Origin of the sequence: Massilia sp. IC2-476, from assembly GCF_020707295.1 — a bacterium.
In the GTDB taxonomy this organism is placed as follows: Bacteria; Pseudomonadota; Gammaproteobacteria; order Burkholderiales; family Burkholderiaceae_D; genus Telluria.
Genome location: NZ_JAJFER010000002.1, coordinates 237012 through 259488, shown reverse-complemented (window position 1 = coordinate 259488; position 22477 = coordinate 237012). Strand labels below are relative to the sequence as shown.

Here is a 22477-nt window from a genome sequence, read left to right as displayed (position 1 = left end):
AATGGGTGTCGGCTATTGCCATTTTTTAACTTAATCGCTTCAATGGAAAACTTTTTATTCGTCGTTCTCGCCCTGTTCCTGGTGGCGCTGAACGGCTTCTACGTGGCGGCTGAATTCAGCATCGTCACGTTGCGCAAGACCCGCGTTCGCGCCATCGCCAAGACCTCCGGCCTGCGCGGACGCATCCTCGGCAAGGTCCACGACAAGCTCGACGCCTACCTCTCCGCCTGCCAGCTCGGCATCACCCTCGCTTCGCTGGGCCTGGGCTGGGTCGGCGAACCGGCCTTCGCCAGCCTGCTCGAACCCGTCTTCGCCATGCTGGGCGTGACCTCGCCCGAACTGATCCACGGGGTGTCCTTCGTGGTCGCCTTCTCGGTGATCTCCTTCCTGCACATCGTGGTCGGCGAGCTGGCGCCCAAGTCGCTGGCGATCCGCATTCCGGAAGTGGTGGCGCTGTGGTGCGCCATTCCGCTGTACGCCTTTTACTGGGCCATGTACCCGGCGATCGCCCTGCTCAACGCCAGCGCGAACATGGTGCTGCGCGTCGCCGGCCTGGCCGGCAGCGGCAGCCACGAGACCCACTACTCCACCGACGAGCTGAAGCTGATCCTGCGCAGCAACACCAACACGCCGGGCGAAAAATTCACCAACGACGAGCGCAACATCCTGGCCCAGTCGCTCGACTTCAGCCAACTGGCGGTCTCCGACCTGATGCGGCCGATCAACGAGGTGAGCGCGCTGTACGCCAGCCGCACGCTGGAAGAAAACATGGAGACGGTGCGCCGCAACCGCTTCTCGCGCTACCCCTACTTCGACGAGGAAGGCGAGGAAGTGCTGGGCGTGATTCACCTGAAGGACCTGTTCTTCGCCCAGCAGGCCGGCCGCACCATCCTTGATCTGACCCAGCACCTGCGCCCCGTGGAGACGATCTCGGCGCGTACGCCGGCCCAGGACATCTTCCGGCGCTTCCGCAGCGGCGCCCCGCACTTCGCCCTGATCGGCGAAAAGGGCAAGCGCCCGGTCGGCTTCATCACGCTCGACAACCTGCTGGGCGCGATGGTCGGCGAGATCCGCGACGAGTTCCGCATGAACGAGAACGACTGGATGTCGCAGCCCGACGGCACGTATATCGGCAAGGCCAGCCTGCCGATCTTCTCGCTCGAGCGCCTGCTCGGGATCGACATCGACAACGAAGAGATGGGCCTGGACGACGTCGAATCGGTGGGCGGGCTCCTGATGGCCAAGCTGGGCGATATTCCCAAGCAGGGACAGCGCATCGACTTCCCGCAGTTCGACGTCGTGGTCAAGAAGATGAACGGACCGCGCATCCTGCTGGTGAAGGTCTACCCCAAGCTGGAACGCATCGATGCGGACGACGAACACGACTGAAACGTTTCCAGCATCAAGTTCTCACAAAGTTGTTGCGTTTGCAATATTCATAGAGCATACTGCGGATTGACGTGATTCCCCAGCGGTAGCAACCACGAGGAGCGCAGATGTCCGTGCAAGTCCGCAACAACGTCCATGTCAGCGGCAACGGCGGGGCCACCATGGTGTTCTCCCACGGCTTCGGCTGCGACCAGACCATGTGGCGCTACCTGGCCCCCGCCTTCGGCGAGCGCTACCGCGTCATCACCTATGACCTGGTCGGCAGCGGCCGCTCCGATCTCTCCGCCTATGACCACGCGCGCTATGCCACCCTCCATGGGTACGCGGACGACCTGATCCAGATCCTCGACACCTGCGCCACCGGCCCGGTGATCCTGGTCGGCCATTCGGTGAGCGCGATGATCGGCATGCTGGCCACCATCAAGGCTCCCGAGCGTTTCCTTGCCCAGGTCATGGTGGCGCCATCCGCCTGCTACATCAATCATCCCGGTTACGTGGGCGGCTTCGAACGCGAGGACATCGACGAACTGCTCGAGACGATGGAAGCGAACTACCTCGGCTGGTCGAGCAGCCTGGCGCCTGCCATCATGGGTGCGCCCAACCGCCCCACCCTGCGCGAGGAGCTCGCCGACAGCTTCTGCCGCAACGATCCCGACATCGCCAAGCACTTCGCGCGCGTCACCTTCCTGTCCGACCACCGCGCCGACGTGCCGGCATCCACGACGCCGGCCCTGGTCCTGCAATGCAGCGAGGACCTGATCGCACCGCGCAGCGCGGGCGACTTCCTGGCCCGTCACCTGCCCCGTTGCGAGCTCCATGTGATCGACAACATCGGGCACTGCCCGCACATGAGCGCCCCCACCGCCAGCACGCGCGCGATCGACGCGTTCCTGGCCGCCACCCTGGACTGAAACATGGATAGCGCCGCGATCCCCGCCGACGCGCTGTACGATGACGCCCCTTGCGGCCTGCTGCTGGCCGACGCCGACGGCCTGCTGCTGCGCGCCAACGGCACCGCCTGCGGCTGGCTCGGCTTTCAATTGTCCGAGCTGGCGGGCATCGTGCGCATCCAGGACCTGATGACCGTGGGCGCGCGCCTGTTCCACCACACGCATTGCGTACCGCTGCTGCAGGTGCGCGGCTCGGTGGCGGAACTGCAGATCGACCTGCGCCACCGCGACGGCACCCGCCTGCCGATGCTGGTGAATATCGTGCGCCGCATCGTGGACGGCCAGGTGCGCGACCAGTGGGCCCTGTTCATGGCCACCGAACGCCAGTCCTACGAGCGCGAGCTGCGCAACGCGCGTCGCGCCGCCGAGGAAGCGCTGGAAGCGCGCCGCGGCGCCGAACTGCAGCTGCAGTCGCTGAACGCCGCGCTGTCGGCGGCCGACCGGCGCAAGGACGAATTCCTGGCCACGCTGTCGCACGAGCTGCGCAACCCGCTGGCGCCGCTGCGCAGCGCGCTGGAGGTGATGCGCCACCTGCCGGCCGATGGCGGCGGCCACGCGCGCCTGCTGTCGGTGTTCGACCGCCAGCTGCACCACCTGACCCACCTGGTGGACGACCTGATGGAAGTCTCGCGCATCACCCAGGACAAGATGGAACTGCGGCGCGAGCCGCTCGACCTGACGGCGCTGGCCCGTGCCGCCGTGTGCGACACCGCGGGCCTGATGGAACAGGCGCACCACCGGCTCGAGGTCGAGCTGCCGCCGCAGCCGGTGCTGGTCGACGCCGACCCGACGCGCATCAACCAGGTGCTGGTCAACCTGCTGACCAATGCCGCCAAGTACACGCCGGACGGCGGCCGCATCGCGCTCACGCTCGCCATCGAGGACGGCGAAGCGGTGCTGGCGGTGCGCGACAACGGCATCGGCCTGCCGCCGCAGGCCCTGCAAACGGTGTTCGACATGTTCTCGCAGCTGGAGCCGGCCCTGGAGCGCTCGCGCGGCGGCCTGGGCATCGGGCTGTCGCTGGTGCGCGGCATCGTCGAGCTGCACGGCGGGCATATCGCCGCCGCCAGCGAGGGCGAAGGCAAGGGCAGCTGCTTCACGGTGCGCCTGCCCTTGCTATTCGACGCAGCGCTGCCGGAACCGACCGCGGCGCCGACGCCGCCCCCGGCGCGCATCCTGGTGGTGGACGACAATGCCGACGCCGCCGAGATGCTGCTGATGGCGCTGGAACTGTTCGGCTGCGAAGTGCGCGCCGCCCACAGCGCCAGCGCGGCGCTCGAACTGGCGCAGGAATTCGCACCGGAAGTCGCCCTGCTCGACATCGGCCTGCCCGACCTGAATGGCTACGAGCTGGCGCGGCGCCTGCGCGAAACCGAGACCGGCCGCAAGATGCGCCTGATTGCGGCCACCGGCTGGGGCCAGGAAAAGGACCGCCAGCGCGCCTTCGACGCCGGTTTCGACCATCACCTGACCAAGCCGATCGACTTCGAGCGGCTGCGCAGCGTGCTGGGGCCGGGCACGGCCGGCTGAAGCTGCCCGGCGTGACAATGTGCTCATTTTCGGGCGCCTGCGCGTGCTATCCTGAACTTCCGGTCCGTTTTCGCTTGTTACAGCACCTGTGAAGATCATCCATTTTCCCCTGCGCGTCCAGCTGGCGTTCTACGCCTTCGCCCTGAGCTTCTCCACTGCGGCCATCAAGTGCTTTTCGCTGCTGAGCGGCCTCGCGTTTCCGACCGCTTTCTACATCGCCGGCGGCATCGTCAGCGTGGTCATCTTCTGGCTGTTCTTTGCCCTGATGCTGAGCGTGATGTGCTGGCCGGACGAGCGCACATAAGGACGACCCATGGACTACGACAACAACAACCCGTTCGCACGCATCCTGCGCGGCGAGCTGCCTTGCGTGAAGGTCTACGAAGACGAGCTGACGCTCGCCATCATGGACATCATGCCGCAGGCGGAAGGTCACGTGCTTGTGTTGCCGAAGGAGCCGGCGGCCGAGCTGTTCGGCTTGTCCGACGAGGCGGCGGCTGCCTGCATCCGCACCACCAAAAAGGTGGCGACGGCGGTCAAGGCCGCCATGGGGGCGCCGGGGGTCATGGTCGCCCAGCTCAATGGCAGTGCAGCGGGCCAGACTGTGCCGCATGTGCACTTCCATGTCATCCCGCGCGAACAGGCGGCCATGCTCAAGCCGCATGCGGCTGTAGCGGCGGATGTCGAGCAACTGCGCCAGATCGCGGCCCGGATCATTGCCGCCTTGCCGGCCTGATTCTCGGCAGACTGCATGAGACGGACACTTGTTGCACGGACGCTTTCGCTCATCTGCCACCCGGCCTTGCTCACCCCGGTCGCAGCCATATTGAGTGTCTTGACGAAGAGTGGATCCAAACTTGCGCTTCCACTGCTCATCCCTGTCTCTCTCTTCCTGGGTGTCAGCGTGGTCACCTACAGCTGGATTCAGGTACGGAGCGGACATTGGCGACATGTCGATGCATCCGTGCCACGAGAGCGCCGCCAGCTGCATACGGTGCTGTTGCTGCTGTTTCTCGGAGTGGCAGCAGTGCTGTGGGTAGCTGGTCAGCCTCTGCGCATGGTCCTGGGCACCGCCTGTTGTGGCCTGCTGATCGTACTCGCCTGGTTATGCCGCGATCGGCTAAAGGTGTCGCTTCATGCGAGTTTTGCGATATTCGCAGCAGCTTTACTTTGGCCTGATATGGCCAGCACTACCGTTGTCCTGCTTCTCGCATTGGCCGTGTCCTGGTCGCGTCTCGTCCTTGGCCGTCATACGCGACAAGAAGTCGTTGTCGGCTTGCTGTCAGGCGGCATGACCGGCTTGGCTTTCAACCTCGTTTCATCCGCTTAGGGCGTACGGGCCGATCCCGCACTCACACCGAGAACGTCATTGTGTCGCAGGCTGCTACCATGGCATTTTTCATAAGGGAGCGATAATGGAACTGCTAGCCGACCCGAACGTCTGGATTGCCTTCCTGATGCTGAGCGCCCTCGAGATCGTCCTCGGGGTCGACAACATCATCTTCATTTCGATTCTCGTCGGCCGCCTCCCGCCGGAAATGCGGGACAAGGCAAGGCGCCTGGGCCTGGGCTTCGCCATGGTGTCGCGCCTGCTGCTGCTGTTCTCGCTGAGCTGGGTGATGGGCTTGACAGCAGATCTCTTCAATGTGTTCGGCCAGGGGATCAGCGGACGCGACCTGGTGCTGCTGTTCGGCGGCCTGTTCCTGCTCTACAAGGCCTCGCACGAGATCTTCGTGGAGGTGGAAGCCAAGGACGCGGCCGGGCCGCAGGACGTGGCCGGCACTGCCGCCGCGGCCGCGGCGACCAACAAGCTGTTCTGGAGCATCATCGGCCAGATCGCCGTGATCGACATCGTGTTCTCGCTCGATTCGGTCATCACCGCGGTCGGCATGGTGGACCACATCGCCGTCATGGTGGCGGCCGTGATCTTTTCCGTGCTGGTGATGCTGGTGGCGGCCAAGCCGATCGGCGAATTCGTCGACCGCCATCCCTCGGTGAAAGTGCTGGCCCTGGCCTTCCTGGTGATGGTCGGCATGGCGCTCACGGCGGAAGCCTTCGAGGCCGACATCCCGAAAGGCTACATCTACGCGGCCATGGCTTTCTCGCTGGTGGTGGAGGGCCTCAATATCCGTGCCCGCGCCAAGCGCAAGGCCTTGCCGCCGCGGATCTGACAGGGGACGGTGCCGGCTTCAAGCCGGCACCGTTTCCCCGGGCCGCAAGGTCAGCACCTTGACGCCGCTGCGCGTCACGGCGACCGTGTGTTCGAACTGGGCCGACAGTTGCCCGTCGACGGTGACCACCGTCCAGCCATCGTCTTCGGTACGTACGGCATGGCGTCCCTGGTTGAGCATCGGCTCGATGGTGAAGGTCATGCCTTCGCGCAGCACCAGGCCGGTCCGGGGCTGCCCCCAGTGCAGGACCTGCGGCGCTTCGTGCATCTCGCGGCCGATGCCGTGGCCGCAGTATTCCCGAACAATGGAATAGCCATGCTTGCGCGCGTGGCGCTCGATCGCATGGCCGACGTCGCCCAGCCGGGCGCCGGGACGCACGGCGCGGATGCCCTTCCACATCGCTTCATAGGTAGTCTTGACCAGCTTCCTGGCTGCCGGCGACACCTCGCCCACCAGGTAGGTCTTGCTGGAGTCGGCGATGTAGCCGTTCTTCTCGAGGGTAATGTCGAGATTGACGATGTCGCCGCTTTGCAGGATGTCGCTGTTTGAAGGCACGCCGTGGCAGACCACCTGGTTGCGCGAGGCGTTCAGCGCATAGGCGTAGCCGTACTGGCCCTTGCTGGCAGGCCGCGCCTGCAAGTCCTCGACAATGTAGCGGTCGACCATATCGTTGACCTGCATGGTCGACATGCCGGCGAGGTGCTGGCGGTCCAGCCAGGCGAACACCTGCGCCAGCAGCCGGCCCGACTCGGCCATCAGCGCGATCTCTTCCGGACGCTTGATCATGCGGCCGATACCTTAACTGCTTCAGGCACGCCTCCGGCCACCCTCACCTTCTCCGGGGCGACCCCGGCAGCCTTCAGTTCGCGCGCGACAAGCTCGTTGAAGCTCAGCGTCGGGTTCATTTCGCACAGCATGCCGACCTTGATCCAGAACGCCGCCTGCGCATTGATCGAACGGCAGGACACGCTGCTCGCCTTGCGGATCTGGTCATGCACTTCGTCGTCAATATTTACAATGCCCATCATACACTCCATATATATTCCATATACGGATTATATACTGAACAGGCAAAGTGGCAAGCAGCCGGGTCCGGCTCACAAGGCCTGCACGAAGCTACAGTACGATGCGATGGCGCCCTGGCTGTGCAAGGCATTGTTGTGGCCCGCCTCATCGAGCACCAGCAGGCGTTTGTTCTTGTGCGGGATGGCCTCGAATACCCGCTTCCCCATCCATGCCGGCGTCTGGTCGTCCTTGCCCGCAGCAACGACCAGGGTCGGCGCTGTGATGCGGCTGGCGGCGGTGCGATTGTCGACCTGCTGCAAGGAGGCTTGCATGTCGATCTGCACGAAAGGCTTCGCGTACCAGGGGATCTTCGACCTGGCCAGTTCGGTCGCGCTGGTTGCGGTCGTCTCCAGCACCGCTCCCAGGACCGGCCGCGCCTGCGCCACATAGGCAGCCATGAAGCTTCCCAGCGACTGTCCATGGACCACGACACGGCCGGGATAACGCGTATTCAGGGCATCGAACACCGCAAGCGCATCGGCCTTCATGTTCTCGACATCCGGTGCACCCTTGCTGCGCCCGTAGCCGCGGTAATCGAAGACGGCGATGTTCGTGTCGCAGCTTGAGAGCAGCCCCAGCAGCGACTCCGCATGCTGGTCCAGGTGGAACATGTTGCCGCCGAAGTAGAGCACGGTGGTGCGCGCCTGCGCCCGTTCGGCAAGGATGCCCTGCAATTGCACGCCATCCTGGGCGGGAACCGCCAGTTCGCTGACGGTATTGCCGGCAAAGCGTTTCTGGATCACCGTGCCTGCCGGGTCCGGCCGGATGAAATGACGTTCGGTGATGCGCATCTGCGCGCATCCGGACAGGACAGCACAGCCGAAAATCGTTATTGCGAGCAAGCCAATACGCATCATGTCTCCTGTTATACTGATCGTTATGGGTTAATTAATTACTATAAAACGATAATAAATTAATGTTTAACGATAAGTCAACAAGGCCCTACATCTTCCTTGTCCGTATTCTCGCAGCCCTGCTCGGTCTGCTGCAGCTTGCCTACTTCCTGCTGTCGTGGTGCTTCCCCGAGGCCTCGCAGCTTGGCCCGGTCTCCGTCGTGTTCTATCCTCGCGGAATGGAGCCCGGTGCGGTCGCCGGACTGACCCAAGGGATGCGCTGGACCGGCATCCTGCTCGCGCTGCCGGCACTGCTGCTGCTCGGCTATGCCCTGCTGCGCCTGGACCGCATGCTGAGGGCCTGCACCGCAGGCCGGATGTTCGCGCTGTCCACCGTCGCCCACATGAAGGCTTTCATCGGCTGCGTGCTGGCTTCGCTGGCGCTGGGCATCGTCGAGCCGGTACTGCGCACGCTCGTGTGGCGCCATGGGTTCGGCGATCCTGCCAAGGGATTTTTCAGTGTGGGCGTCTCGTCCGAAGAACTGACGCTGCTCCTGATCTGCACGCTGTTTTTCGTGGTCGCTTCCCTGATGCACGAGGCGCGCCGGATCGCCGAGGAAAACGAGGGCTTCGTCTGATGGCAATCGTGCTGCACCTGGATGTCCTGCTGGCCCAGCGCAAGATCAAGTCGAAAGAGCTGGCGGCCTATGTCGGCATCACGGAACAGAATCTCAGCCTGCTCAAATCGGGCAAGGTGAAGGGGATCCGCTTTTCGACGCTCGAGAAGATCTGCGAGCGGCTCGATTGCCAGCCTGGCGACATCATCCGCTACGAACCTGGCGCCCCCGTCTCCGAGGATGGCCCCGACATGTAGGGCTGGTCCCGGGCCTCCGGGTCCTGGCGGATGACGCGGTCGGGCGTACCGGTCCAGTCGGTCATCAGGGAATAGCCCACCGCCAGCAGGGTCGGCCCGATGAACATGCCGACGAAGCCGAAGGCAATCACCCCGCCTAGCACGCCCAGCAGGGTGAGCAGGAAAGGCAGGCTGCTGCCGCGGCTGATCAGCATCGGACGCACGATGTTGTCGACGCCGCTAATCAGGACCGTGCCCCAGATCACCATGAAGATTGCCCAGCCGGTCTCGTGCTGCATGAACAGCCAGAAGGCCGCGCCGCCCCAGATGATGGGCGGACCGACCGGGATCAGGGACGATACGAAGATCAGCACTGACAGCAGCGGCACCGCCGGCACGCCGGCGATGGCGAAGCCAATTGCCGCCACCAGCGCCTGCGCCAGCGCGGTGCCGAGCAGGCCGTACATGACGCCGCGCACGGTCTGGCTCACGGTATGCGAGACCGATTCGGCGCCCTCGCCCATCACGCGGCGCATGGTCACGGCCACCACCTCGAGCAGGGCCTTGCCGTCGCGGTAAAAGAAGAAGCTCACGAATGCCGCCAGGCTGAGCTGGACCACGCCGGTGCCCAGCATCAGGCCGCCGGCCAGCAGGTAGCGCCGCGCCGGCTCCAGCATGCGCTGGGCCAGGGCGATCATTTCTTCGCGGCTGGCGACCAGCTTGCGCAAATAGGTATCGGCCGCCTCGCCCACCAGCGGGATGTCGCGCACCCAGGGCGGCGGCATCAGCTCGCGGTGTTCGATGGCAGCGCGCAGGTCGGTGAAGCCGTGGGCGACGTCGTCGGCCAGGTTATAGGCCACCATGGCCAGCGGGATGATGATGAGCAGCGTGAGCGACAGCGTCATGGTCAGCGCCGCCAGCGTACGGTGGCCGCGCATGGCGTCCTGCAGGCGCAGGTAGAGGGGCCAGGATGAGATCACGACGCAGGCCGCGAACAGGATCGCGGCCAGGAAGGGCTTGAGGACCCAGAGACAGCCGAGCGTCAGCAGAACGACAATGGCGATGCGGGTGTAGTTCCTGCCTGGTCGTTGTTCCATGCCGTCCCTGTCACGTGATGTTTACACCATCATAGCAGCAGACGAAATATGGATGACTTAGGAAAGGCTTACAGACGTAGGGTGGGCGGATCCTCCGCCCACGCGGTGATCGATGGCAGCAAGATCATCCGGAACGAAAGCGGAGCCCTCGCGTATCACCGCGTGGGCGGAATCCGCCCACCCTACAAAAGATTTACAGCAGCTGGCGCAGGTCGGCGGCAATTGCACCCGGTTCGCTCTCGTGGCGCACCAGCAGGCGTACCCTGCCCTCGCGGTCGAACACGTAGCTGCCGGTCATGTGGTCCACCGTGTAGTTCTTCGGATCGTCGCCGGAGGGGCGCTTGGAGTAGAACACCTTGAATTCCTTGGCCGTGCGCGCGGTGGCTTCCTGGTTGCCGTACAGGCCGATAAAGCTGGGGTGGAAGGCCGGCACGTAGGCGGCGAGCAGTTCCTGGGTGTCGCGCTCCGGGTCGAGCGTGACGAACAGCACCTGCACGTCTTTGCTCGACGGGCCGAGGTCCTTCATCACGGTGGCCATCTTGGCCATGGTCGTGGGGCACACGTCCGGGCATTGCGTGTAGCCGAAGAACAGCAGCACCACCTTGCCGCGGAAGTCCTGCAGCGTGCGCGGCTTGCCGGTATGGTCGGTCAGCGAGAAGCCCTTGGCGTAATCGAGGCCGGTGATATCGGTGTTATTGAAGGCGGGGGCCTTGGTCGACAGCTTGTCGCAGCCGGCGGCCAGCACCGCCGCGCCCAGAATCAGCGCGCTCAGCAGTTTTTTCATGGCTCAGAACTTGAAATAGTGGTCCACCAGCAGTGCGGCGAACAGCAGGGACAGGTACACGATCGACCAGGTAAAAGCGTTGCGTGCGGCCATGTCGCTGTAGTTCTTATGCACGCGCCAGGAATGGCGCAGGAAGATGACGTTGAGCACGACGGCGGCGGCCAGGTAGATCAACCCGCTCATGCCGACGGCGAAAGGCAGCAAGGTGGTCGCGGCCAGCGCGATCGTGTACAGCCACACCTGCAGGCCGGTGTACTGCATGCCGTGGGTGATCGGCAGCATCGGCAGGCCGGAACGGGCGTAGTCCTCGCGGCGGTACATGGCCAGCACCCAGAAGTGCGGCGGGGTCCAGACGAAGATGATGAGCACCAGCAGCCAGGCCTGCATCGGCACGTCGTTGGCGACGGCCGCCCAGCCCAGGGCCGGCGGCATGGCGCCCGACAGGCCGCCGATCACGATGTTCTGCGGCGTGGCCGGCTTGAGCAGCATGGTGTAGATGAAGGCATAACCGACAAAGGTCACGAAGGTCAGCCACATGGTGAGCGGATTGACGAAGGCATACAGGATATACATCCCGAGCCCGCCGATGATCGCCGAGAAGATGATCGTCTGGGTGCTGGTGAGCTCGCCCATCGCGGTGGCGCGCCGGGCCGTGCGCGCCATGCGCGCGTCAATCTCGGCCTCCACCAGGCAGTTCACGGCAAAGGCGGCGCCGGCCAGCAGCCAGATGCCGGCGGTGCCGGCGACCAGCACCTGCCAGCCGGGGAAACCGTCGGTGGCGAGGAACATCCCGATCACCGCGCAGAACACGGCCAGTTGCGTCACCCGTGGCTTGGTCAGGGCCCAATACTGGGAAACGCGGCTCGGGGGTTTGTGGAGGGCGGTCTGGGTCGTCATCAATGGGGTGCTGGCTGGCTCGGAGCGCGGCGGCGCCGCGCTGGTCATCACGCCTTGCATCGCGCGCTTCATCTCGCGGCCGGGTTCAGGCGATTTACGTCGATTTGCTGCTTTACCCGGTAGTTTAACATGGCCACCAGCAGGACCAGCAGGGCCGCCCCCGCGTTATGCATTACGGCAATGGCGAGTGGGAAGTCGAGGTAGACGGTGGCGATCCCGGTCAGCAGTTGCACGAACAGCACAATGGCCAGCCAGCGCGCGTGTTTTGCCAGCCAGGCGTGGCGTCGAGCGCGCCAGATCAGCAGACCGAGCACGGCGACGACGACGATGGCGAAGTTGCGGTGCACCCAGTGGATCGCTACCAGGGCCGAGAACGGCAGGTAGTGGCCGGCTGCCGTCTTGCCCAGCTCGCGCCACAGGTGGAAGCCATGCTCGAAGTCCATCTCCGGCACCACACGGCCGTCGCACAGCGGGAATTCATCGCAGGCCAGGGTGGCATAGTTAGTGCTCACCCACCCGCCCAGCGCGATCTGCGCCGTGACGACCACGGCGGCCAGGATGGCAAGCGTGCGGATGCCACGCAGCCCGGCGCTGTCGTTTTGACGGTCGCTGCTCGGCGGCGGCGGATGCATCAGGAAGTCTTCGCGCCCGCCGAGCCAGGCAAGCAGCGCCAGCAGGCCCATGCCCAGCAGCAGGTGGATGGTGACGATCACCGGCTGCAGCTTGAGGGTGACGGTCCAGGCGCCGAAGGCGCCCTGGATGCAGACGAACACGAACAGCGCCAGCGGGATGCCCGGCTTGAAGGCCTGCACCTTCGTCTTGCGCCACTGGACGATCGCAGTGATCAAGAGGGCCATGATGATCACGCCGATGCCCATCGCCAGGTAGCGGTGGATCATCTCGATCCAGGCCTTGACCCTGGTGACCGGGCCAGTCGGCATCAGGGCCTCGGCCGCCGCGATCTGCTCGTGCGCCAGGAAGGGGTTGGCCATGCCATAGCAGCCCGGCCAGTCCGGGCAGCCCAGGCCCGAGTCGGTCAGGCGGGTGAAGCCGCCGAACACGATCAGGTCGAAGGTCAGGAAGACCGCGACCCAGACCAGCTTGCGGAATTTGTTCGGGTCCGAAGACATCCAGACCATCGACAGCGGCAGGATGGCCACCAGCAGGCCCATCAGGGCCAGTTGCAGCAGGGAGGAAGCTTCCATTGTTGAGTAAGGCTTGTGTGTTGATACGTCGGGCCGTCGCTACGACGGCCGGTCAGCCGATCGCCGATGCCTTGAGCAGCTTGGCGATGTCCTTGTAGACCTTGCGCGGGTCCGGATTGGCCGGGAAGCGCATCATCAGATTGCCCAGGGGGTCGATCAGGTAGATGTGGTCGGCAGGCGTGGTGCCCTGCTCGGCCGGCAGCCACTTGGTCACGGTGTCCTGGGGCGCGCGCAGCAGGTGCATGCCGTCGTAGTTACGGATCGTCATGGTGTCGAGCGGCTGATTGTCCGTCACCAGCCAGACGCGCTCCATGCGATCCATGTTCTTGCCCTGCATCAGGCGCCACTGGCGCATCGCGAACAGCTGTTTCTGGCAAGCCTCCAGGCATTCGCCGCCGCCCACCTTCAGCATGATCCACTTGCCCGCATACTGCTCCAGCTTTTCCGGGCGGCCGTCGAGCGTGGCCGTGGCCATGGCCGGAATCGGCCGGGTGCGCGGGTCGATCAGGGCGCCGTAGTTGGTGCGGCCGCTGGGCTTGATGACGTAATACGTCAGGTAGGACAGGATCAGCGGCGACGCGCAGACCATCAGCACGGCAAACAGTTTCCAGCGCCCCGAGCGGCGCGCCTTGACCGGATCAGTGGCTGCCTGCGTCGCTTGTTTCTGCATTACGTTTTCCTGCATCACGTTGTTTTGATCCACTTCGGAATCCTGTTATCACAAAAAAGAGCAGCGCCATCGCCGCCAGCGCATACCACTGGAAGGCGTAGCCGCGGTGCTTGTCGATCCCGCTCGAGGGCGAAGGCCACACGCGCAGCAGGCTGTCGCCCGGCTGGTCCGGGCCGGTCTGCTGCACGAAGAATGGCTGCAGCGTCAGGCCAGTCGCCCTGGCCGCCGCCTGCGGCTCGATGTTTTGGACGATGGCCCTGGGCGCCAGCGGCGCGGCGGCGCCCAGGTCCATCACGTGTCCTGCCGAGGCCATGACGATGCCTTCGATACGCACGGTGCCGGCGGGGGTCGAATAGGCCGGCAGCTTGCCGTATTCCGCTTCGCGCGGCAGCCAGCCGCGCATCACCAGCACATGTGTGTGCGACCCGGCGATTTTAAACGGCATCACGAGATAGTAGCCAGGCCGGCCGGCCATCGGGCGGTTGGCCAGGAACAGCGGCCAGTCGGCCACGAACTCGCCGGTAACGGTGACGCGGCGGTATTCCAGCGCGCTCGGCGGGGTGAGGCTGGGGCCGAGCGCCACCGGTGCTTCGGCGGCCCGTGCGGCAAGCTTTTCCTGTACAGCCAGTTTCTGCGCGGCCCTGCCCTGCTGCCAGTTACCCAGTGCAATACCCAGCAAGGCAAGGACCAAGGCGGCGATGAATGGAATGGGGCGAAAATGGAAGGGGAAGCGCATTACAATGAAGCCTCAACTTTTCCCGGGCCGACCATGAAACTGTTTGTTGCCATTGCCTTTATTTTGATCCTTGCCAGCCTCGGTTCGGCCCTGTTCTTCCTGATGCGTGACAAAGGGCAGAGCAACCGGACAGTGCATGCGCTGGCGATGCGGGTCGGCCTGTCCATTACCCTGTTCCTGTGCCTGCTCGGTGCCTACAAGATGGGCTGGATTGCGCCGACCGGGATTCGCTGAGCAGCTGCCGTTAACGTAGGGTGGGCAGGTCTCCTGCCCACGCGTTCAGTGAACCTATGCGAGCCACGGTGCATCCATTCGCCCGACAGTTGAACGCGTAGGCGGGAGACCCGCCCACCCTACGAAATTGATCCTTCTTTACAGCCAGTACACGACGACGTATAGCCCCAGCCACACGACGTCGACGAAGTGCCAGTACCAGGCCGCGCCTTCGAAGCCAAAGTGGTTGTCCGCCGTGAAGTGGCCCTTGAGCACGCGGTACAGGATCACCGACAGCATGATTGCCCCCATGGTCACGTGGAAGCCGTGGAAGCCGGTCAGCATGAAGAAGGTCGAGCCGTAGATGCCCGAGGTCAGCTTCAGGTTCAGCTCCTGGTAGGCGTGCATGTATTCATAGACCTGGAAGCCCATGAAGATCGCGCCCAGCAGGATGGTGGCGGCGAGCCAGAACGCGGTCTTGCCGCGGTGGCCAGCGCGCAGCGCGTGGTGCGAGATGGTCAGGGTGACGCCCGACAGCAGCAGCAGCGCGGTGTTGATGGTCGGGATCGGGAACGGGCCCATGGTCTGGAAGTTGTCCACCACGCCGGCCGGGCCGGTGTTGCCCCAGGTCGGCGCGAAATCCGGCCACAGGATCTTGTGGTCGAGGTCCGAGAGCCAGGGCATGGTGACGGCGCGGGCGTAGAACAGCGCGCCGAAGAAGGCGCCGAAGAACATCACTTCCGAGAAGATGAACCAGCTCATCGACCAGCGGTAGGAGGTGTCGATGCGCTTGCCGTACATGCCAGATTCGGATTCGCCGATGGCGTCGCCGAACCAGAAGTAGAGCACCACCAGGGTGGCGGCGATGCCGGCCAGGCACACTGCCGGGCCCCACGGGGCGCTGTTGACCCAGCCCGACGCGCCGGCCATGGTCACCAGCAGCGAGAGGCCGGCGAACATCGGCCAGCGCGATGGGCCTGGCACGAAATAGTAGGGCACGGTTTGTGGCGAACTCATTTTCATCTCCTCAATCTACTCTTTAAATTTTCGGGTGATTCTTTGTGTCGCTAATTCTTCTACTGCGATACCGCGAAGCGCACCACCAGCACCAATACGCCGATGAAGATCGCCGCCCCGATCAGCCCGGCGATGATCACGTGCACCGGGTTCAGGTTGGCGGCATCCTGCTCGTAGTCGCGGCGCTTGCGCACCCCGAAGAACGACCAGAACACGGCCTTCATCGTGGCCAGGAAACTGGCCGGCCGTTTGTGCACCTGCTGATGCGGTTGGTCTTCCATTTACTGCACTTTCGCCGCACCGTTCGCCGCCGTCTGCAGCCCACCGCCGATCTCGAAGAAGGTGTACGACAGCGTGATGTTCTTCACTTCGCGCGGCAGCGCCGGGTCGATGAAGAAGACCACCGGCATCTGGCGCGCCTCGTTCGCCTGCAGGGTCTGCTCGCGGAAGCAGAAGCACTCCACTTTCTTGAAGTGCGGCGTGACGACCTGCGGCGCGTAGCTCGGGATCGCCTGCGCCTTCATCGCCCTGCCCTGCTTGTTGACGACCTCGTAGGTGACGGTGACCAGCTCGCCCGGATGCACCGAGATGCTGCTCTGGGTCGGGCGGAAGCGCCACGGCCCCTGGGCATTGCCGTCCAGCTCGACGACGATGGTGCGCGTCTTGTCGACCTGGGAATTCACCGGCGCCTCGACGAAGTCGCCCTTCTGCGTCAGCACGTTAATGCCCAGCACTTCGCAGATCTGGCGGTACACCGGCACCAGCGCGTAACCGAAGCCGAACATCATGACCGCCACCACCACCAGTTTGCCCAGGGTGGAGCGGTTCAGGCGCCTGATTCGGCTGCTCAGCGGCGTCATCTCAGCTCAGCCAGGTGAACTTGACGAACACGCTGGCGAAGAACAGCAAGGCGATCCCGCCCAGCACCAGCGCGGTCTTCAGGTTGCTCTTCTTCTGCGCTTGCTTGTCCATGATTACTTCACCAGCGGCGGGGTTTCGAAGGTGTGGAACGGCGCCGGGCTCGGCACGGTCCACTCCAGGCCTTCCGCGCCTTCCCATGGCTTGGCTTCCGCCTTCTTGCCGCCGCGGATGGTCGGCAGCACGACGAAGAACAGGAAGTAGACCTGCGACAGGCCGAAGCCGAAGGCGCCGATCGACACGATCATGTTGAAGTCGGTGAACTGGGTGGCGTAGTCCGCATAGCGGCGCGGCATGCCGGCCAGGCCCAGGAAGTGCATCGGGAAGAAGGTGATGTTGAAGGTGATCAAGGAAGCCCAGAAGTGCACCTTGCCGCGGAATTCCGGATACATGTGGCCGGTCCACTTCGGCGCCCAGTAGTAGAAGCCGGCGAACAACGCGAACAGCGAGCCCGCCACCAGCACGTAGTGGAAGTGCGCCACCACGTAGTAGGTGTCGTGGACGATGATGTCGATCGGGGTCACGGCCAGGATCAGGCCGGTGAAGCCGCCCATGGTGAACACGAAGATGAAGCCGACCGCGAACAACATCGGCGTTTCGAAAGTCATCGAACCTTTCCACATGGTCGCGACCCAGTTGAACACCTTCACGCCGGTCGGCACGGAGATGAGCATGGTGGCGTACATGAAGAACAGCTGCGCGGTCACCGGCATGCCGGTGGTGAACATGTGGTGGGCCCAGACGATGAAGGACAGGATCGCGATCGACGCGGTCGCGTACACCATCGAGGCGTAGCCGAACAGGGGTTTGCGGGCGAAGGCCGGGATGATCTGCGACACGATGCCGAAGGCCGGCAGGATCATGATGTAGACCTCGGGGTGGCCGAAGAACCAGAAGATGTGCTGGTACATCACCGGGTCGCCGCCGCCGGCCGCGTTGAAGAACGAGGTGCCGAAGTGGCGGTCGGTCAGGGTCATGGTGATGGCGCCAGCCAGCACCGGCATCACGGCGATCAGCAGGAAGGCGGTGATCAGCCAGGTCCAGCAGAACATCGGCATCTTCATCAGGGTCATGCCCGGAGCGCGCATGTTCAGGATGGTGACGATGATGTTAATCGAGCCCATGATCGACGAGGCGCCCATGATGTGCATGGCGAAGATCGCCATGTCCATGCCCGGGCCCATCTGGGTCGACAGCGGCGCGTACAGGGTCCAGCCGGCGGCAGTCGCCCCGCCTGGCGAGAAGAAGGAACCCGCGAGCAGGATCGCTGCCGGCGGCAGCAGCCAGAACGAGAAGTTGTTCATGCGCGCGAAGGCCATGTCGGACGCGCCCACCTGCAGCGGGATCATCCAGTTGGCGAAGCCGACGAAGGCCGGCATGATCGCGCCGAACACCATCACCAGGCCGTGCATGGTGGTCAGCTGGTTGAAGAACTCGGGGCGGAAGAACTGCAGACCCGGCTGGTACAGCTCGGTGCGGATCATCAGCGCCAGCACGCCGCCCGAGAGCAGCATGATGAAGGAGAACCACAGGTACAGGGTGCCGATGTCCTTGTGGTTGGTGGCGAACAGCCAGCGGCGGTAGCCGTGCGGATGGTCGTGCGCGTGATCGTGGTCGTGCGCGTGGCCGTGATGATCGTCGTGTGCGTGATCGATGGTGCTGGTAGTCATGTCGATATCCCTGAAGCTAAATAGCTAATCACTTGCTGCGCGCAGCCAGCACTTCTGCCGGTTGGACGATATTTTCCGCAGCCTTGTTCGACCAGGTGTTGCGGGTATAGGTGATGACGGCGGCGATCTCGGTGTCCGAGAGCTGCTTCCAGGCCGGCATCGCCGACGGGTAGGCCGGGGTATCCTGGCCGTTGAGCAGCACGTCGACCTGGTGCGCCTTGGCGCCCAGCACCACTTGCGAGCCTTCCAGCGGGGCAAACGCGTTCGGCACACCCTTGCCGTTGGCCTGGTGGCAGGCCACGCAGTTGGCGTTGTAGACCTGTTCGCCGCGGGTCTTCAGTTCATCGATGGTCCAGACCTTGTTCGGGTCGTCGGCCAGGGCGGCCATTTTCTTCTTCTCGCCGGCGACCCAGGCGCTGTAGTCCTCGGCGGACACCACACGCACGACGATCGGCATGAAGGCGTGGTCCTTGCCGCACAGCTCGACGCAGTTGCCGCGGTAGACGCCGATCTTGTCGGCCTTGAACCAGCCGTCGCGCACGAAGCCGGGGATGGCGTCCTGCTTGATGGCGAAGGCCGGGATGGTCCAGGCGTGGATCACGTCGTTGGCGGTGAACACCATGCGGATCTTCTTGCCGACCGGGACGACCATTTCGTTGTCGACTTCCAGCAGGTAGTTTTCGCCCTTCGCGGCGGTGGCTTCTTCGCCCGGCAGGCCGATCTGGGCGCGCGGGGTGGACAGGTTCGACAGGAAGGAGATGCCCTCGCCTTCGCCGGTCAGGTAGTCATAGCCCCATTTCCACTGCATGCCGGTGGCTTTGATGGTGATGTCGGCGTTGGAGGTGTCCTTCAGCGCGATCACGGCCTTGGTGGCCGGGAAGGCCATGAAGATGACGATCAGGAAGGGAACGATGGTCCAGGCGATTTCGACAGCGGTCGATTCGTGGAAGGTGGCTGCCTTGTGGCCGCGCGATTTGCGGTGCTTGAACACCGAATAGAACATGACGCCGAACACGCCGATGAAGATCGCCAGGCAGACGTACATCATCCAGTTGTGCAGGCCGTAGATATAGCTGCCGAGCTCGTTGACCGGGGGCTGCATGTTCAACTGGTGTTCGACCGGCCGGCCCGTGATTTCCGGAGCCGCCCATGCTGGGATGCCGGCCGTTGCTGCGAGGCCGAACATCCAGGCCCCAAGTCGCGATGCGTATGTCATGTTGTCCCCAACCACCCAAAATAAAAATATTTTTAACGGTCGGCAGCTCCATGAACGAACTGCCGCCGCTCCGAAACGTAATTCGCAGAAAGGTCCATACCATACCGCGAAATTGCGCTGCGGAAACGGTGGGAAACCTACGCGCCAGTGGTCGGTAGCTTCGTGCTACCCGCCGCCGGCGGCTCTGCTGATGCTGCAATTCATTTCAAATTATTTCTATTCTTGCGCCCGGATTGCTGCTTTTTTCAGCGTTTTCCTCGTCCAGACGACAAAAATAGCCACTGATTATAATCAAACCAGTAATTTTTATTCAAGGAAAATCGGGCAACGCTGTTGCTATGGGTTACTGAGGCTTGCGCGGCTGGAAACGCATGATCGCCTCCCCTGCCGCTGTGGTCTTCGGTGCCGGACGGAAAGCGTGGCCATAGATGACCTCGAAGGTGAGCGCCAGCTTGCCGTCGGGGCGGCGCCCGGCCTCGAGGGCATCCAGCATGCGGCCCCAGGCCGCCCGCCCGATCAGCCCGCGCCGGCGCGTGGCAAGCGGGTTACCGCCCAGGGCGCGCACGTCGGCCAGCAGTGCCGCCGCCTTGTCGTAGGTCACCGTGATGCGCTCCATGTCCATCACCGGGGTGGAAAACCCGGCCTCCACGAGCTGGTCACCGAAGTCGTGCATGTCCACGAAAGGCAGCGTGTGCGGCGTTTCGTCCAGGGCGGCAAAGGCGGTGCGCAGCTCGGCGAAGGTATCAGGGCCGAAGTTCGAGAACATCAGCAGGCCGTCGACGCGCAAGCTGCGGCGCCATTCAGCGAACACGCGGTCCGGTTGCGGATGCCAGTGCAGCGCCAGGTTCGACCACAGCAGGTCGAGCGAGTTCGTCCCGAATGGCAGGTTGCCGAAGTCACCGCACAGGATGTCGACGCCGGCCTTGGCCGGCAGCAAACGGCTGAGCATCTGGTTCAGCGAGCGGGTCGCCGGCGCCGGGGCCTTTGCCGCCAGCGCCATGGCGGGCGCGGCGTCGATGCCCAGGATCTGGGCCGCTGGATAGGTCTTTTGCAGCAAGGCCAGATCGGCTCCGGTGCCGCAGCCGGCGTCGAGCACCTGCTTGGGCACGATCTTGATGAGCTGCAGGCGCTCGTGCATGCGCGCGGCGATCTCGCGGCGCAGGAAGTCGGAAGGGGCGATGCGGCCGGGCTGGGCGAACAGGGAGCGGACGCGGTCCAGGTCGATGGGCGCGCTCATCCGGGAGGGTTGCGGTGAAGCCATGGTGGTGATGCGGACAAGTGAGATAATGGCGGAGTGTACATGCTCCCGTGGATTCGAGCTGATGCCGCTGCTGTCCTCCCCCTTGCGTTGGCCGGGTTCGCTATTGCGGGCCCTGCTGCCGTGCAGCTGCGTGCTGTGCGGCGCGACGGGAGATGCGCCGGTTTGCCCGGCCTGCGCCCACGCCCATACGCGCGAGCTGCGACCCCGCTGCCCCTGCTGCGCCAACCCGGTCGCCCCTCACGATAGCGGGCGCCGCTGCGGCGCCTGCCTGGCGGATAGCCCGGCCTTTGACGCCACGGTCGTTGCCTGCGACTATGCCGACCCGGTCGACCGCCTGGTCCTGCAACTGAAGTTCGGCGCCCGGCTGGCACTGGCGCCCTGGATGGCGCGCCGCCTGCGCGACGCCATCCTGGCCTGCGAAGGCCTGGCCCTGCCGGAACTGCTGTGCCCGGTGCCGCTGGGGCCGCGCCGCCTGGTCGAGCGCGGCTACAACCAGGCGCTCGAGCTGGCCCGGCCGCTGTCCGGGGCCCTCGGGATTGCGCTGGCGCCGCGGCTGCTGGTGCGGCAGCTGGAAACGGCGGCCCAGTCCGGCGTGGCGCCGGGCGAACGGCGCCGCAACGTGCGCGGCGCCTTCGCCGTCGCGGACGATGCGCAAACGCTGGCGGGACGGCATGTCGGCGTGGTCGACGACGTCATGACCAGCGGCCATACACTCGATGAACTGGCCGGCGTGCTCAAGCGCGCCGGCGCGGCGCGCGTCACGAACCTGGTGTTCGCCCGCACGCCACCCCCTTGAATATAGAAGGAGAAGCACTTGTTCCATGTCGTCCTGGTCGAACCGGAAATCCCGCCGAATACCGGCAATGTCATCCGCCTGTGCGCGAATACCGGCGTGCAGCTGCACCTGGTCGAACCGCTCGGCTTCCCGCTCGACGACGCCAAGATGCGTCGCGCCGGGCTGGACTATCACGACTACGCGAGCATGAAGGTGCACAAGAACTGGGACGCCTTCCTGCTCGATGCGAAGCCGGATCCGACGCGCATGTTCGCCCTCACCACGCACGGCTCCTCGCCCTTCGCCGAGGCCAGCTTCCGGCCCGGCGACGTGTTCGTGTTCGGCGCCGAATCGCGCGGCCTCGACCCGGCCCTGCGCGAGCGCTTCCCGCCGGCCCAGCGCATCCGCCTGCCGATGCGGCCGGACAACCGCAGCCTCAACCTCTCGAACACGGTGGCGGTGGTGGTGTACGAAGCCTGGCGCCAGAACGGCTATGCCGGTGGCGCCTGAGCGAACTCAACAGTGTTACATCAATGTCGCGCAAGAACGACACATTGTGAATATTTCCACAAGATAGCGCGACAGTATCGGGCGAACAGGAGTACGCTGGTTCCATGCAGTTTTTGATCGGCGCCCCTGTTTTTGCTCGAGGTTTTACATGAAGAAGTTACTTTCCACCGGCGCCCTGCTCCTGTGCTGCACGGCCGCTCATGCCGACCCCACGGACACCATTTCCTGGGGCTTTTCCTTCAACGGCTTTTACGACAGTGTGTCGGACAGCTTCCTGCCCGACGAGATCATCTCCGGCTCGTTCAAGGGCAATGACCTGGACAGTGACGGCGTGCTCGAAAAAGGCGAACTGCTGTCGCTGGTCGTGGGCGAGCTCGATTACATCGCCTGCGCGTCCACCAGCAACGATTACTACCAGTGTGGGGCAAGCAGTTTCGCGTTCTCGCCCGATGCCGGCCTGCACTTCAGCGTCGGCAGCTACGGGCAGGATCCGGAAGGCTGGGTCGGCGGCGGCCGCCTGATCACCACCGGCGACCAGCACTATGCCTACGACTTCAACCCCAACATGACGACCGAGCGCCACCTGTACTGGACCAGCGACACGCGCCTGAGCATGATGTCGCAGGCGCCCGAGCCGCACACCTGGGCGATGCTGGCGGCAGGATTGCTCGGCCTGACCTGGCGCGTGCGCAGCCAGGCCCGGCGCGCCTAGCACCT

General features: G+C 64.4%; 29 protein-coding genes. 13 read left to right on the top strand and 16 right to left on the bottom strand.

Annotated features, from left to right (window positions below):
* The first annotated feature begins 42 nt into the window (after window positions 1-42).
* The 7 genes from LK539_RS06065 to LK539_RS06035 all read left to right on the top strand — a co-directional run bounded on the left by LK539_RS06065 (window position 43) and on the right by LK539_RS06035 (window position 6040).
* Entirely contained in the window at window positions 43-1389 is a 1347-nt protein-coding gene (locus LK539_RS06065) for a hemolysin family protein (protein ID WP_227800016.1), read from the top strand.
* 107 nt (window positions 1390-1496) lie between these two features.
* Entirely contained in the window at window positions 1497-2300 is an 804-nt protein-coding gene (locus LK539_RS06060) for an alpha/beta fold hydrolase (RefSeq protein ID WP_227800015.1), read from the top strand.
* 3 nt (window positions 2301-2303) lie between these two features.
* Window positions 2304-3869, top strand: a complete 1566-nt coding sequence (locus LK539_RS06055) for an ATP-binding protein (RefSeq protein ID WP_227800014.1) — start codon at window positions 2304-2306, stop codon at window positions 3867-3869.
* A gap of 88 nt (window positions 3870-3957) precedes the next feature.
* Window positions 3958-4173 (top strand): hypothetical protein, encoded by a 216-nt coding sequence (locus LK539_RS06050; RefSeq protein WP_227800013.1) that lies wholly within the window; start codon window positions 3958-3960, stop codon window positions 4171-4173.
* A gap of 9 nt (window positions 4174-4182) precedes the next feature.
* The gene (locus LK539_RS06045) at window positions 4183-4605 is read left to right on the top strand and encodes an HIT family protein (RefSeq protein ID WP_227800012.1); all 423 of its coding nucleotides are present in this window, start codon (window positions 4183-4185) and stop codon (window positions 4603-4605) included.
* Between the two features lie 15 nt (window positions 4606-4620).
* Window positions 4621-5199: a hypothetical protein gene (locus LK539_RS06040; RefSeq protein WP_227800011.1), complete on the top strand. Its 579-nt coding sequence runs from the start codon at window positions 4621-4623 to the stop codon at window positions 5197-5199.
* A gap of 85 nt (window positions 5200-5284) precedes the next feature.
* Window positions 5285-6040, top strand: coding sequence for a TerC family protein (locus tag LK539_RS06035; RefSeq protein ID WP_227800010.1), 756 nt, complete (start codon window positions 5285-5287; stop codon window positions 6038-6040).
* Between the two features lie 18 nt (window positions 6041-6058).
* On the opposite strand, the gene map is transcribed toward LK539_RS06035, so the two are convergent.
* The 3 genes from map to LK539_RS06020 all read right to left on the bottom strand — a co-directional run bounded on the left by map (window position 6059) and on the right by LK539_RS06020 (window position 7896).
* A complete protein-coding gene (gene map, locus LK539_RS06030; protein WP_227800009.1) occupies window positions 6059-6826 on the bottom strand; it encodes a type I methionyl aminopeptidase in 768 nt (255 codons plus the stop codon).
* On the bottom strand, window positions 6823-7065 hold the full coding sequence (locus LK539_RS06025; RefSeq protein WP_227800556.1) for a ParD-like family protein: 243 nt from the start codon (window positions 7063-7065) through the stop codon (window positions 6823-6825). The genes map and LK539_RS06025 overlap by 4 nt, the downstream gene beginning before the upstream one ends.
* Window positions 7066-7137: 72 nt before the next feature.
* Window positions 7138-7896, bottom strand: coding sequence for an alpha/beta hydrolase (locus tag LK539_RS06020; protein ID WP_227800008.1), 759 nt, complete (start codon window positions 7894-7896; stop codon window positions 7138-7140).
* A 125-nt stretch (window positions 7897-8021) separates the two neighbouring features.
* On the opposite strand from LK539_RS06020, the gene LK539_RS06015 reads away from it, so the two are divergent.
* Both LK539_RS06015 and LK539_RS06010 read left to right on the top strand, forming a co-directional pair.
* Window positions 8022-8576 carry a DUF2975 domain-containing protein gene (locus tag LK539_RS06015; RefSeq protein ID WP_227800007.1) on the top strand — a complete coding sequence of 185 codons (555 nt, stop codon included), beginning with the start codon at window positions 8022-8024 and terminating at the stop codon, window positions 8574-8576.
* Window positions 8576-8812 (top strand): helix-turn-helix transcriptional regulator, encoded by a 237-nt coding sequence (locus tag LK539_RS06010; protein WP_227800006.1) that lies wholly within the window; start codon window positions 8576-8578, stop codon window positions 8810-8812. Before LK539_RS06015 ends, LK539_RS06010 begins: the two co-directional genes overlap by 1 nt.
* Here the strand turns inward: LK539_RS06010 and LK539_RS06005 are convergent.
* The 6 genes from LK539_RS06005 to LK539_RS05980 form a co-directional block, all read right to left on the bottom strand.
* Window positions 8767-9888 (bottom strand): AI-2E family transporter, encoded by a 1122-nt coding sequence (locus tag LK539_RS06005; RefSeq protein WP_227800005.1) that lies wholly within the window; start codon window positions 9886-9888, stop codon window positions 8767-8769. The genes LK539_RS06010 and LK539_RS06005 overlap by 46 nt on opposite strands.
* A 193-nt stretch (window positions 9889-10081) precedes the next feature.
* Complete coding sequence (locus tag LK539_RS06000) at window positions 10082-10672, bottom strand: SCO family protein (protein WP_227800004.1); 591 nt, start codon at window positions 10670-10672, stop codon at window positions 10082-10084.
* Between the two features lie 3 nt (window positions 10673-10675).
* The gene (cyoE, locus tag LK539_RS05995; RefSeq protein ID WP_227800555.1) at window positions 10676-11569 is read right to left on the bottom strand and encodes a heme o synthase; all 894 of its coding nucleotides are present in this window, start codon (window positions 11567-11569) and stop codon (window positions 10676-10678) included.
* Window positions 11570-11637: 68 nt separating this feature from the next.
* The gene (locus LK539_RS05990; RefSeq protein WP_227800003.1) at window positions 11638-12774 is read right to left on the bottom strand and encodes a heme A synthase; all 1137 of its coding nucleotides are present in this window, start codon (window positions 12772-12774) and stop codon (window positions 11638-11640) included.
* A gap of 52 nt (window positions 12775-12826) precedes the next feature.
* Window positions 12827-13444 (bottom strand): cytochrome C oxidase subunit I, encoded by a 618-nt coding sequence (locus tag LK539_RS05985; RefSeq protein ID WP_227800002.1) that lies wholly within the window; start codon window positions 13442-13444, stop codon window positions 12827-12829.
* On the bottom strand, window positions 13413-14123 hold the full coding sequence (locus tag LK539_RS05980; protein ID WP_307729089.1) for an SURF1 family protein: 711 nt from the start codon (window positions 14121-14123) through the stop codon (window positions 13413-13415). Before LK539_RS05980 ends, LK539_RS05985 begins: the two co-directional genes overlap by 32 nt.
* Window positions 14124-14213: 90 nt before the next feature.
* Here LK539_RS05980 and LK539_RS05975 point away from each other — a divergent pair, with 90 nt between their 5' ends.
* Window positions 14214-14414, top strand: a complete 201-nt coding sequence (locus LK539_RS05975) for a twin transmembrane helix small protein (protein WP_159696392.1) — start codon at window positions 14214-14216, stop codon at window positions 14412-14414.
* A gap of 138 nt (window positions 14415-14552) precedes the next feature.
* Here the strand turns inward: LK539_RS05975 and LK539_RS05970 are convergent, their stop codons facing one another.
* The 7 genes from LK539_RS05970 to LK539_RS05940 form a co-directional block, all read right to left on the bottom strand.
* Window positions 14553-15410: a cytochrome c oxidase subunit 3 gene (locus tag LK539_RS05970; protein WP_227800000.1), complete on the bottom strand. Its 858-nt coding sequence runs from the start codon at window positions 15408-15410 to the stop codon at window positions 14553-14555.
* 59 nt (window positions 15411-15469) lie between these two features.
* Window positions 15470-15691, bottom strand: coding sequence for a DUF2970 domain-containing protein (locus LK539_RS05965; protein ID WP_227799999.1), 222 nt, complete (start codon window positions 15689-15691; stop codon window positions 15470-15472).
* On the bottom strand, window positions 15692-16270 hold the full coding sequence (locus LK539_RS05960; protein WP_227799998.1) for a cytochrome c oxidase assembly protein: 579 nt from the start codon (window positions 16268-16270) through the stop codon (window positions 15692-15694).
* A gap of 1 nt (window position 16271) precedes the next feature.
* Window positions 16272-16382, bottom strand: a complete 111-nt coding sequence (locus tag LK539_RS05955) for a cytochrome oxidase small assembly protein (protein WP_227799997.1) — start codon at window positions 16380-16382, stop codon at window positions 16272-16274.
* A gap of 2 nt (window positions 16383-16384) precedes the next feature.
* Complete coding sequence (ctaD, locus tag LK539_RS05950; protein WP_227799996.1) at window positions 16385-17998, bottom strand: cytochrome c oxidase subunit I; 1614 nt, start codon at window positions 17996-17998, stop codon at window positions 16385-16387.
* Window positions 17999-18026: 28 nt separating this feature from the next.
* Window positions 18027-19214 carry a cytochrome c oxidase subunit II gene (gene coxB / locus LK539_RS05945; RefSeq protein WP_227799995.1) on the bottom strand — a complete coding sequence of 396 codons (1188 nt, stop codon included), beginning with the start codon at window positions 19212-19214 and terminating at the stop codon, window positions 18027-18029.
* A gap of 343 nt (window positions 19215-19557) precedes the next feature.
* Entirely contained in the window at window positions 19558-20451 is an 894-nt protein-coding gene (locus LK539_RS05940; protein WP_227799994.1) for a methyltransferase domain-containing protein, read from the bottom strand.
* Between the two features lie 85 nt (window positions 20452-20536).
* Here LK539_RS05940 and LK539_RS05935 point away from each other — a divergent pair, with 85 nt between their 5' ends.
* The 3 genes from LK539_RS05935 to LK539_RS05925 all read left to right on the top strand — a co-directional run bounded on the left by LK539_RS05935 (window position 20537) and on the right by LK539_RS05925 (window position 22472).
* Window positions 20537-21271 carry a ComF family protein gene (locus tag LK539_RS05935; RefSeq protein ID WP_227799993.1) on the top strand — a complete coding sequence of 245 codons (735 nt, stop codon included), beginning with the start codon at window positions 20537-20539 and terminating at the stop codon, window positions 21269-21271.
* An 18-nt stretch (window positions 21272-21289) separates the two neighbouring features.
* The gene (gene trmL, locus LK539_RS05930) at window positions 21290-21760 is read left to right on the top strand and encodes a tRNA (uridine(34)/cytosine(34)/5-carboxymethylaminomethyluridine(34)-2'-O)-methyltransferase TrmL (protein ID WP_227799992.1); all 471 of its coding nucleotides are present in this window, start codon (window positions 21290-21292) and stop codon (window positions 21758-21760) included.
* Window positions 21761-21908: 148 nt separating this feature from the next.
* Complete coding sequence (locus LK539_RS05925; RefSeq protein WP_227799991.1) at window positions 21909-22472, top strand: PEP-CTERM sorting domain-containing protein; 564 nt, start codon at window positions 21909-21911, stop codon at window positions 22470-22472.
* Window positions 22473-22477 lie beyond the last annotated feature (5 nt).